This is a genomic window from Paraburkholderia sp. BL6669N2 (assembly GCF_003387275.1).
In the GTDB taxonomy this organism is placed as follows: Bacteria; Pseudomonadota; Gammaproteobacteria; order Burkholderiales; family Burkholderiaceae; genus Paraburkholderia.
The window spans coordinates 2,132,633-2,144,170 of the sequence record NZ_QUNA01000002.1; the positions used below are offsets into that span (position 1 = coordinate 2,132,633).

8 protein-coding genes and 1 pseudogene are annotated in these 11,538 nt (G+C 63.8%); 3 read left to right on the plus strand and 6 right to left on the minus strand.

The annotated features are described in order from the left end of the window. Window positions 1-25: 25 nt before the first annotated feature. Window positions 26-1,258, minus strand: coding sequence for a DUF2252 domain-containing protein (locus B0G80_RS32040; protein WP_116121899.1), 1,233 nt, complete (start codon window positions 1,256-1,258; stop codon window positions 26-28). 361 nt (window positions 1,259-1,619) lie between these two features. Here B0G80_RS32040 and B0G80_RS32045 point away from each other — a divergent pair, with 361 nt between their 5' ends. Both B0G80_RS32045 and B0G80_RS32050 read left to right on the plus strand, forming a co-directional pair. Continuing rightward, entirely contained in the window at window positions 1,620-4,283 is a 2,664-nt protein-coding gene (locus B0G80_RS32045; protein ID WP_116121900.1) for a response regulator, read from the plus strand. 33 nt (window positions 4,284-4,316) lie between these two features. Beyond that, entirely contained in the window at window positions 4,317-5,237 is a 921-nt protein-coding gene (locus B0G80_RS32050; RefSeq protein ID WP_116121901.1) for a DUF72 domain-containing protein, read from the plus strand. A gap of 183 nt (window positions 5,238-5,420) precedes the next feature. Here B0G80_RS32050 and B0G80_RS32055 read toward each other — a convergent pair whose 3' ends face one another. The 4 genes and pseudogenes from B0G80_RS32055 to B0G80_RS32070 all read right to left on the minus strand — a co-directional run bounded on the left by B0G80_RS32055 (window position 5,421) and on the right by B0G80_RS32070 (window position 9,483). Next, window positions 5,421-6,422 carry an NADP-dependent oxidoreductase gene (locus B0G80_RS32055; RefSeq protein WP_116121902.1) on the minus strand — a complete coding sequence of 334 codons (1,002 nt, stop codon included), beginning with the start codon at window positions 6,420-6,422 and terminating at the stop codon, window positions 5,421-5,423. A gap of 50 nt (window positions 6,423-6,472) precedes the next feature. Beyond that, window positions 6,473-7,333 carry an alpha/beta fold hydrolase gene (locus B0G80_RS32060; protein WP_116121903.1) on the minus strand — a complete coding sequence of 287 codons (861 nt, stop codon included), beginning with the start codon at window positions 7,331-7,333 and terminating at the stop codon, window positions 6,473-6,475. Between the two features lie 225 nt (window positions 7,334-7,558). Continuing rightward, window positions 7,559-8,346, minus strand: a pseudogene (locus tag B0G80_RS32065) (SDR family NAD(P)-dependent oxidoreductase). Window positions 8,347-8,400: 54 nt separating this feature from the next. Then, on the minus strand, window positions 8,401-9,483 hold the full coding sequence (locus B0G80_RS32070) for an alkene reductase (RefSeq protein WP_116123797.1): 1,083 nt from the start codon (window positions 9,481-9,483) through the stop codon (window positions 8,401-8,403). 131 nt (window positions 9,484-9,614) lie between these two features. On the opposite strand from B0G80_RS32070, the gene B0G80_RS32075 reads away from it, so the two are divergent. Next, window positions 9,615-10,244: a TetR/AcrR family transcriptional regulator gene (locus B0G80_RS32075; protein WP_116121904.1), complete on the plus strand. Its 630-nt coding sequence runs from the start codon at window positions 9,615-9,617 to the stop codon at window positions 10,242-10,244. A gap of 307 nt (window positions 10,245-10,551) precedes the next feature. Here the strand turns inward: B0G80_RS32075 and B0G80_RS32080 are convergent, their stop codons facing one another. After that, window positions 10,552-11,532, minus strand: a complete 981-nt coding sequence (locus B0G80_RS32080; protein ID WP_116121905.1) for an AraC family transcriptional regulator — start codon at window positions 11,530-11,532, stop codon at window positions 10,552-10,554. Between the last annotated feature and the right edge of the window lie 6 nt (window positions 11,533-11,538).

An 11,538-nucleotide genomic window follows, 5' to 3' on the forward strand; every position in this document is an offset into this window, starting at 1 on the left:
GGCCGCCGCCGCGCGCAAAACAACATCAACTACCCTCACGCTCCGTCGCATACCGCCGGCAATGCTCCAGATACCCAGCAGCATGGCTGCTCACCAGTTCCACAATACCCGTCCACAGCCAGCCCGGCGCATCCAGCGTCTTCGAACGGTTTCTGCGTAGCTCGGTGAGCCACCCCTTGCGCTCCGCGCTATCCATTTGCCGCGCGTGCGCCTTGCCGACCACCATCGCCAGAAAGCGCGCGGCCTTCATTGCTTCGTCGCGGGTCAGTTGCTCGATGGTCAGCTTCATGTCCTGCGGCAACAATTCACGAATCACGACAGCGCGATCCGCGAGACGCGCCGCGCGCATCCGCTCGCCGAGCGATGGCGACAAATGCCGCGCGCCCTCCACCACCCGCTCCGCGTTGTCGCGCGGCATGCGCACGCCGGGATAGCGCGGCGCGGCCGCTTGCGCGGCTTCCTTGATATCCATCAGGCACAGGTCGTCGCCCTCAATCGCCGCGCCGTCGATGTCGAGCAGCACCGCATAACGCAATCTGCCGAGCGAACTGCAGCCCTTCACCCAGTAAGCGGCGTCGAGAACTTCCACGTCGGCTTCATCGCCGGCGCCGCGGATCACCGTGGCGAGGCGCGCCAACGAGCCTTTCTCGAACAACGCCTCGATCTCGCGACGCTCGCTCTTGGCGAGCGGCCAGAAACGCGGACCGAGCGGAATGGTCGGATCGAGATCCTCGATACGCTCCTCCGCGAGATGCCGCCACGAACGGCGCACCGCTTCCCTCATCACCACCCTCACCGCCTCGGGCTTTTCCGCGTGGATGTCGGCGTCGCCCGCCGTTTCGTCGAAGGCGCGCTCGTAACCGTCCGCGAGCGCTTCCATCATGCGCACGGTGGTGACGCCGGGCAGATCCGAGCCACGCGCGGCGGTCGCCAGCGAGAGGCCGAGGCGGATCAGGTCATGTGCCGGATTGCCGATCACGGTCTGGTCGAGATCGCGAATCTGGATTTCAACGCGCCCTTGCGCATCGGCGACGGGTCCGAGATTGCCGGTATGGCAATCTCCGCATATCCAGATGGCCGGGCCTTCCGGCAAAGCGTGGCCTTCTATTCCCTCGAGCCATTCGTAGAACTTGCTGGTGTTGCCGCGTACGTAGGCGTGCGCGGAGCGTGCCATTCTGGCGTTGCGGCGCGTGATCAACAGCGCCTGGCGCGCATCCGGTTTGGGCAACTTGTTTCGTGTGATGTTTTTTTTCGCCATGATGAGGTCCGCGTTTATCGACGTTCGAATTCTGCGTGGCGTTCAACGCCACGGTGCGCCAATCGGCGCGCGCGAACGCCTCGCTGCAGCAGGATTCGCGCCTATCTTCTGAATGCGAACTGTAAGCACCGAGCCACCACAATTGCCAACGTCGGCCAGACCCCGAATAGCCCCCACAACGCATGCGCGATGAATCACCGGCCCGGTGTTGTGGCTTACAATTGTCGCAGCCAGGTGCCCGCATGCACCGGCACGCGGTACACGGCAGAAGCTTCATCCCGCCTCCTGCTGCGGTGCAAACGCATCGCGCGAGCCGACAGAGTGGGACACTTTCATCGACGTGACCTCTGTGGAGCGCAGCATGCCATTTCCGGCACAAGACCACGGCTGCTCCGGCTGGCGCGGGGAGATGGCGCAGCGCATCAGCGCATTCGACTGGGCAGCCACCGGCCTCGGCGTCATCGAAAACTGGCCGCGCAGCCTCACGGCGACCGTCCAGTTGCTGCTCGCCTCGCCCGTGCCGCTCGTGTTGCTGTGGGGCAAGCCCGGCTACATGATCTACAACGACGCGTATGCGATCTTCGCGGGCGGACGACATCCCTATCTGCTCGGCTGCCCGGTCGAACACGGCTGGCCGGAAGTCGCCGATTTCAACCGCCATGTCATGGCCACGTGTCTCGCGGGCGGCACGCTGTCGTATCGCGACAAGGAACTGATACTGCTGCGCGACGGCAAGCCCGAAGACGTGTGGATGGATCTCTACTACAGCCCCGTCGCCGACGACAGCGGCGCGCCGGCGGGCGTGCTGGCAGTGGTCGTCGAGACCACCACGCGCGTGCTCACTGAGCGCTGGCGGCAACGCGCCGAAACCGAACTGCACGAGACCAACGAACGGCTGCAACTCGCGCTCAATACCGGCACGGTGCTCGGCACATGGATGCTGGATATGCGCACGGGCAAGGTCAGCGGCGACGAACGTTTCGCGCGCACCTTTTCCTTTCAGCAGGAAGAAGCCGCGAAAGGAGTCGAGCGCCACGCCGCGGTCCACATGCTTCATCCGGACGACCAGGCGCTCAACGATCAACTGACCGCCGAGGCGATCCGCACGCGGCAGCCGTTTCGCGCCGAGTTTCGAATCCGGCGGCCCGACGGCGACTATCTCTGGGTGCAGGCGAACGGCCAGTGCGAATTCGACGAGCACGGCGAACCGACACGCTTTCCCGGCGTGCTGATCGACATCCACGAGCGCAAGATCGCCGAACAGTCACTGCGCCAGTTGACCGAGACGCTCGAACAGCGCGTCGCCGACGAGGTCGCGGCGCGCGCGCTGGCCGAAGAGCAGTTGCGCCAGGCGCAGAAGATGGAAGTGATCGGCAGCCTCACGGGCGGCGTCGCGCACGACTTCAATAACGTGCTGCAGGTGATCAACGGCAACCTGCAAATGCTCGCGGCCGACGCCGGCGACCATCCGGCGACCTTGCGCCGCCTGTGCGCCGCGACGGACGCCGTCAAACGCGGCGCGAAACTGGCCGCGTATCTGCTCGCCTTCGCGCGGCGCCAGCCGCTCTCACCGACCGTGCTGAACCCTCGCCGGCTGCTGAGCGGCATGAGCGAGATGCTGCACCGCGCGCTCGGTGAAACGGTGCGGATCGACACGGTCCTGAGCGACGATTTGTGGAACGTGCAGGCCGATCGCAACCAACTGGAAAACGCGCTGCTCAATCTCGCGATCAATGCGCGCGACGCGATGCGAGCCGACGGCACGCTCACCGTGCGCGCGGCCAACCGCGTGCTGGACACCGCGTTCTGCCGCGGCAAACCGGAGCTCTCGCCGGGCGAATACGTGGTGTTTTCCGTCACCGATACGGGCACCGGCATGCCGCCCGAGGTTCTGCAGCGCGTGTTCGAGCCGTTCTTCACCACCAAGCCCGACGGCCACGGCACCGGCCTCGGTCTGAGCATGGTGTTCGGCTTCGTCAGGCAAAGCGGCGGCCATACCTTGATCGATAGCGAACTGGGACGCGGCACCACCGTCTCGCTGTTTTTCCCGCGCTGCTGCGAAGCCGAAACCTCGGAAACCGTCGACGAGACCACGGCGCCCACCGGTAGCGGCGAAACGATTCTGGTCGTGGAAGACGACGCCGACGTACGGCTGACCGCCGTCGAAATGCTCGCGCAACTCGGCTACAAGGTGCTGACCGCGTCGAGCGGCGACGCGGCAATCGAGTTCATCGACAGCGACGTGCCGATCGATCTGCTGTTTACGGACGTGGTGATGCCAGGCAAGATCAAGAGCGTGGAGCTCGCGCAGCGTGCCGCGGCGCGCTCGCCCGCGGTGCCCGCCCTCTTCACCTCCGGCTATACACGCGACGAAATCGTCCATCACGGCAAACTCGACGCCGGTATCACGCTGCTCTCGAAACCGTACCGGCGCGACGACCTCGCCCGCAAGGTGCGCAACGTGTTGCGCGCCGGCGCTGCCACGGCGGCGGGTATGGCGTTGCCCGTGTCCGTGGCCGAAGGACAGATCGCCGCCTGCGTGCCGCCTGCTGCTTACGACCCCGCCAGGGAATCCGGCCACGAAAGCCAAGCTCCCGCGGTTGAAGCTATCCGCCAAAGGGGGTCGCCGTTTGCGACGGCGCGCTCGACTCGCACGCCGGCTCGTGTGCTGCTCGTCGAAGACGATATGGACTCACGCGAAGCATTCAGCGATCTGCTGACTGCGTTGGGCCTCGATTGCACTGCGGTCGCGAGTGCGGAAGAAGCGCTGCCGCTCGTGCCCGCGCAACACTTCGACATCCTCTTCACCGATCTCACGTTGCCCGGCATGTCCGGCGACAGTCTTGCACGCGCCATGCTGCGCCAGCAGCCGGGTATTCGCGTGCTGCTCGTGTCGGGCTACGGCAAGAACGCGCAGATCGGCGACGCGATTCCAGGTGCACGGCTGCTCGGCAAACCGCTCGATATCGCGGAACTGCGGCGCGAACTCGCGGACTGGATCGATCACACCGAGGCAGCGTCCTAGCCGGCGCGCGCCACGCATTCAACCGACTTCACGATGGACATTCGCTGCGGCACCGCAGGCTGGACCGACAAGACACTGATTGCGTGCAAGCGCTTTTATCCGCGCGGCAGCAGCAGCGCTGAAGCACGTCTGCGTTTTTATGCCTCGCAGTTCCCGCTGGTCGAAGTGGATTCGGCTTACTACGCGATGCCTTCGGCAAGCAATGCGCAATTGTGGTTCGAGCGCACGCCTGAAGGCTTCACGTTCAACTTCAAGGCGTTTCGTCTGTTCACCGGGCATCAGACTTCGCCCGATGCGTTGCCGCGAGACATTGCGATGGCGCTGCCGGAAGGCATCACCGGTCCGCGCAAGAAGAACGTGTACTACCGCGACATGCCGGACGATATCCGCGATGAACTGTGGCGGCGCTATCTGGAAGCGCTCGAACCGCTGCGCGTGAGCGGGCGGCTCGGCGCCGTGCTGTTCCAGTTCGCGCCGTGGATCACGCGCGCGCCGGACGGCCTCGCGCTGGTGGAGGAATGCCGGGCGCGGATGGCGGGCTACATGATGGCGGCCGAGTTTCGCAATCAGTCGTGGTTCGATGAAGAGCATGCAGCCCGGTCGCTCGAATTCCTGCGCGAGCGCGGCATTGTGCATGTGATCGTCGACGCGCCGCCGGACGTGACCAACCGCGTGCACACCGTGTGGGACGTGACAAATCCCGAACTCGCGATGGTGCGTCTGCATGGACGCAATACGCAGACGTGGAGCGCGACCGGCGCCGCGAGCGCGGCGGATCGGTTTGATTACGACTATGACGAAGCGGAGTTGACGGAGCTCGCCGTGCCGATTCGTGCGATCGCGACGCGCGCCGGACGCACGCATGTGATTTTCAATAACTGCTTCGAGGATCAGGGGCAGCGCAATGCGAGGGTGTTGATGGGCATCCTCGGTTCCGACGCCATCGCGCCGTGAGGTTGCAAGTCAGCGATCGGCCAACAAGCGGTATTCGCTCACTTTCTTGCTAAGACATTCGGGAGTCGGCTCCGCTCCCTGGGAGGCCATCCGGTTCTCTCTTGAGTCTGGACCTGGTCGCGGCTCCGCCTCTTCAAAAGCTCGGGCGAGAACCTGCACAGTCAGCCGTCAACCGTTGGCAGCTCACTTGATTCTCACAACGACCTTGCCCCTGGCGCGTCCCTGGGCCAGATATTCAAGCGCTTCCTTCGCTTGGTCAAACGGGAACACCTTGTCAATCACTGGACGAACCTGTTCTGACTTGAGGAGTTCGCCAATTTCGGAGAGCTGGGTTCCATCGGGACGTACGAAGAGAAATGAATAGGTCACATCCCGCGTTTTCGCAAGCCGCATGATCGTGCGGCTCATTAGCCCGAATACCAACCTTAGAATGAAGTTTAGCCCGCGAGCACGGGCGAACGCCGCGTCCAGCGGCCCGATGAGAGACACAATCTTGCTCCCGGCTTTAAGGATGCCTATGGATTTTTCAATCGCATCACCTCTGATAGTGCCAAGCACTACGTCGTAGCCGCGCAGCACTTTTTCGAATTCCTGCTTTTTGTAGTCGACGATCTCGTCGGCGCCCAGACTGGTTACGAGTTGGACGTTGCCCGTACTGGTGGTCGTTCCGACCCTGGCGCCGAAGTGCTTTGCCAACTGGATCGCAAACGTGCCGATACCGCCGGCCCCTGCAGGAATGAACACCTTCTGGCCGGCTCGGATATTAGCGCGCTCCTTCAACGCCTGCCAGGAGGTAAGCCCGACCATCGGAACGGCGGCAGCCTGCACGAAGTCCAGGTTGACCGGTTTCGATGCCGCAACGCGCTCCGGCACCGCCGCGAATTCGGCGATCGAGCCCCTACCGAGATCGAAGAGGCTGGCAAAGACGGCATCACCCGGTTTGAAACGCGTCACACTGCTGCCGACCTCGGTCACCACACCAGAAATATCGCTGCCGAGCGTAGCCGGCAATTCGAATTTGAGGACGGGCTTGAACGTCCCTGCCGGAATCATGTTGTCGATTGGATTCAACCCCGCCGCGTGGACCTGGACCAGCAGTTCATCAGGCTTTAGCGTGGGGCGAGGCACTTCGGCAAACCCGATCTCGGGCGACTTGCCATAGCGTTTGAAGGTGAGTGCTTTCATGGTGTTCTAAATTCAATGTTGGGTACCTGTCGCCGACCGCGAAGGATTCATCACGCCAGAAACTCCAGTGCTTTGATCACGAAGTCGGTGTGATACTGAAAGATGCCACCGTGCCCGGCGTCCTGGTATATGACGAGCTGCGCGTGGGGAATGCGGCGGGCCATGTCAGAGCTCAATGCGGTGGGCACCATGATGTCGTTGTCTCCATTGGCGATCAGGACAGGCATGCGCAGGCGGGTAAGGTCTTGCGCCGCCTGCTGGCCCCACGCCTTGATCGCCTTGAGTTGGCGAAGCAAGGCGCGGGGTGTCGGCCCCCTGTCGCGCCCGGCCTTGCGTTCCTTGAGCCTCTTCAGAAAAGCGCTTGCTGCCTGTCGGCCGTTGGTGGTGGCGGTGAAGAACAGATAGGTCTTGGGATCGCGCATCGTCACCAGACCCTTGAGCATCAGCGGCCAGGACGTAGCCCCCACGCGATCGATTCCCTGGCCGCCCGCGGGTCCTGTGCCTGTGAGGATGAGCCTGCGCACCAGATCCGGCGCCTTGAGCGCCACGTCCTGCGCCACGAAGCCGCCGAGCGAAAAGCCGAGCAGATCAACCTGATCGAAACCCATCGCGCGGATCAACGCGATGGTGTCGTGCGCCATCTCGTCCACGCTCACGGGCGCAATGCCACCGGAAGAACCGATTCCCCGGTAGTCGATCGCGATCACGCGATGCTTGCGGGCCAGGCCATCGACGATGCGCGGGTCGAAATTATCCAGCACGGCGCCCCAATGGTTGAGCAGCATCAGCGGGATACCCCCGTGCGGGCCTAGTTCGCGGTAAGCGAAAGTGGTTCCCCCCACCCTGACCTCGTTGTTCTGTGCGTGGGCATAGGATGTTGCCGATTGGCTATCTGGGTTGAAACTGATCATCATCGATTCCTTGAGGGGCGGCCTTCACGCGTTGACGTCCACGATAGTGCGGCCACCCACCTAGCCCTGGAGCACCGCATCTGCAAGGCCAGGCACTTCGGCCACGGCGACCACCCGGGTGCGTGTGCGAGCTTTCCGGGGTCCACGTCGGTGGCCAGACGTGCTCACGCTTCTAGCCGCACGATAAGGCATTGCTGGCTTGGGGTATGACAGAAGCCGCAGGGGTCACGCTTCTGACCGATAGCGATCGGCCGCGTGCGCCTGCCGAATGTCCGACAGGAGCCCTTGACGCGCGCCATCCAGCGCGTCCCAGCGCCCCGCCACGTGCAGCGGCGGGATGGTGACGAGTTCGCGACGATCAAAGCCGACCAGCGCCGCATCAACCAGTTCGCCGACCTCCATCACCTCGGGAAGCGTATTGACGTCGATGCCGGCGCGCCCCCAGATCTCCGTGCGGGTCGCCGCCGGGAGCACCGCCTGCACGTAGACGCCGCTGGGCGACAACTCGAGGTTCAATCCCTGCGACAGGAACAGCACAAAGGCCTTGGTGGCGCCGTAAATCGACATGCCGAACTCGGGCGCGAGACCCACCACCGAGCCGATGTTGACGATCGCGCCGGTACCCGACTGCACGAAGCGCGGAGCGACCGCGGCAGCGAGCCGTGTCAGCGCCGTGGTGTTGAGCGTGATCAGGCGTTCGATGCCCTCAGCGGTCTGCTGCACGAAGCTACCGGCCTGGCCCATGCCGGCGTTATTAATCAGGATGCTATGCGAGCGTCGTCGCGCAGGCGAGTCTCGACCGCGGCCAGATCCTCAGGCCGGGTCAGGTCGGCCTGCAGCACGTCGACGGCCACATCGCTTTCCTCACGCAGGCGCGCGGCGAGAGCATCGAGGCGGGCCTTGTCGCGTGCAACCAGCACGAGGTCGTGGCCGCGGCCGGCGAAGCGCTCCGCGTACGTGGCGCCGATACCAGAGGAGGCGCCCGTGATGAGAACTGTCGGAAGCGTGGTCATGAGCTAATTCCTTTGCAAGAGAGGTTCGGATGGTGGACGCAAGCTGCGCTCGCCTCAGGCGATGATGGACGGGTAGTCGGTGTAGCCCGCAGCGCCGCCACCATAGAGCGTGGCGAAGTCGGGCTGCGCCAGCGGTGCGCCGGTCTTCAGGCGTTCGACCAGATCGGGGTTGCTGATGAATGCACGGCCGAAGGCGAACAGGTCTGCTTTACCCTCGTTGAGCCTGGCAGTAGCGAGTTCCAGGTCGTAGCCGTTGTTCGCCAGGTAGGTTTGCCTGAACCGACGGCGCAGCGCGTCGTAGTCGAACGGTGCGACATCGCGCGGGCCGCCGGTCGCGCCCTCGACCACGTGCAGGTAGACGATGCCCAGCGCGCTGAGCTGCGCGGCGATGTAGTCGTACTGCGGCTGGGGATCGCTGCTCGAGATGCCGTTTGCCGGCGACACAGGCGAGATGCGGACGCCGGCGCGATCGGCACCAATTTCTTCCACCACTGCAGCAACGACTTCCAGCAACAGACGCGCACGGTTTTCGATTGAGCCGCCGTAGGCGTCAGTGCGCTGGTTGGCCCCGTCCTTAATGAACTGCTCCAGCAGATAGCCGTTGGCACCGTGGATTTCTACGCCGTCGAAGCCGGCCGCGATAGCGTTGGCCGCAGCCAGGCGGAAATCATTCACGATGCCCGGCAACTCGACAAGCGCCAGCGCACGGGGCTGGGACACGTCGACAAATCCGTTGTTGACGAAGGTTTTCGTCTCCGCGCGAATGGCCGAAGGGCCGACCGGCGCAGCGCCGCCGGGCTGGACATCGACGTGCGAAACACGGCCGACGTGCCAGAGTTGCGCGAAGATGCGTCCACCCCTCGCATGCACAGCCTCAGTGACCTTGCGCCAGCCGGCGATCTGCTCGGACGTGTACAGGCCGGGAGTGTCCTGATAGCCCTGAGCCTGAGCTGACACCTGGGTGGCCTCCGTGACGATGAGGCCGGCCGAGGCGCGCTGGGCGTAGTAGGTCGCGGCCAGTTCGCTGGGTACCAATCCCGCGCCAGCGCGATTGCGGGTCAGCGGAGCCATGACAAAGCGGTTGGCGAGTGTCAGGCGGCCAAGGGCGTAGGGCTCGAAAAGCGTCTTGTCGGTCATGTTGCGTCGGCTTCCAGGATTGGGAATGGACACAATGATGACGATCATAATCTAACTTGTCAAGTTTTGATGATGATCAACATCAATGTATAATGGAACCTTCGCAGATATGCACTCACAGTGGTCAGCAAATGAAGATCACCAAGGCACAGGCGCAGGCCAATCGGGAACACGTCGTCGAGACGGCGTCGAAACTGTTTCGGGAGCGCGGCTATGATGGGGTTGGCGTTGCCGATCTGATGGGCGCCGCCGGCTTCACCCACGGCGGCTTTTACAAACAGTTCCGCTCCAAGGCCGACCTGATGGCGGAATCGGCGGCCTGCGGCATCGCGCAGACCGTGGCGCTGAGCGCTGACGTGGAGGCGCCTGAGTTTGTGCGGTACTACCTTTCTCGCGAGCACCGCGACACCCGCGCGACCGGTTGCACGATGGCCGCACTGGGCGGGGATGCCGCGCGTCAACCGGAAGCAGTCCGTGCCACGTTCGCGGCCGGCATTGAGAGCCTGCTGGCTGCGCTGAGCCCCGAGGGCACTGCGTCGGGCGATGCGGATGCGGGCCAAGCGCGAGCCCGGTCCCTCGACATACTGGCGCACGCCGTCGGTGCCATTGTCATGTCGCGCGCCTGCCCGGACGATTCGCCACTGGCCGACGAAATCCTGGCGGTTTGCCGCGACGCGATTCTGGCGTCAACGAGCCCGTCGGCGACCGCGGGCGAACCCGCGCGCAATGACGGTAGCGGCACGTCGGCAACGACGGAGTGACTCCGTTACCGGCGAGTTCCGCACACAGCGGAGCACTCCGCGGTTTCCTCCATCGGATTTATTTGTCGGCCGCCGGCACGTCGGCGTGTGGATCGCCAACAGTTCTGCTATAGGCGGATACACCGTGGCGACGTCGAATCAGGGGCGAAGGCTTCTTCCGGCTCTGATAGCGGCAATCGACCCTCTCACGCTGTCCGTTTCGCGCTGCGGATTGAACCCGTCGATGCAACACGGGTAGCTGGTTAGGTGTGACGGTGGCAGGCGACGGAAGCCAGTGCCAAACCCTGAATACCGATTGCGAAGCGAGTCAGGAGTCGGGTTTCCTGAGCGCCAAACGCGCTGCCTGTGGCGTCTTCCCCGTCCACGCCTGAAATGCCCGCGCAAACGAGTTGGGATCCTCAAAACCCAGCAGAAATGAGATCTCTGCGCCGGACATCGACGAATTCGTCAGGTAGTGTTTTGCGAGCGACTCGCGCAGGACGTCCAGCGTCTCCTGGAAACTGGTACCTTCAGTCTTCAACTTGCGCTGCAGGGTCCGAGTGCTGACACCGAGTTTGCGGCAGACGACATCCATCGTCAGTTCACCAGCCGGCAACGCCTCGAGTAGCACGCCGCGCAGGCGTTCCGCCATGCTGGCGGTTCGGTCCAACTCCGCCAGTCGCATACGCAGGGCGGGCTCGAAATATGACCACATCTTGTGGTTCTCGGTCAGGAAGGGACGTTCAACGTCTTCCGCAGCAAAAACAAGCGTGGCCAATGCGGTGCAGTCGACCGGTACGCCGAAATACGCCTCGTATGCACGGAGGTCCGACTCCGATCCCGGCTGCACGGGCCAACCTGCCCGCAACGGTCGCACGTGGCTGCGCGTAGCGAGCCGTGCGAGCTGCACGAAGAACACCAGCTTGAACGCGAGGAACACGCTCGGTGGAGACTCCGTGCGGTCCAGGAAGTCGATGGTGACCCTACAGTGCGTCGCCGTTCGTGCCACGTTGATCTCGATCGGCGCGACCAGCCTGACGTACTTTGCGATGCGGTGAAGTGCCCCCTCCATGTTCGCACTGCAGAGCGCAGCAAAGAGCTCCGGGTCGAACCAGTCGGACGACATCACCTGTGCAACCTGCAAGGGCGCCGGACAGTCTGCCCGCACAGCCTCGGCTTCCGCCTCGATGGCCCGCCAGAGTTTGAAGAAATCCGGCGAGTTCAGACGCACGTTCTGGCGGGCGAACAGATCGCCCGGAAGCTGTGCGCGGCGCAGCACGCTCGGCGTTGCCAATCCTGCGTCTTGCATCAGTAA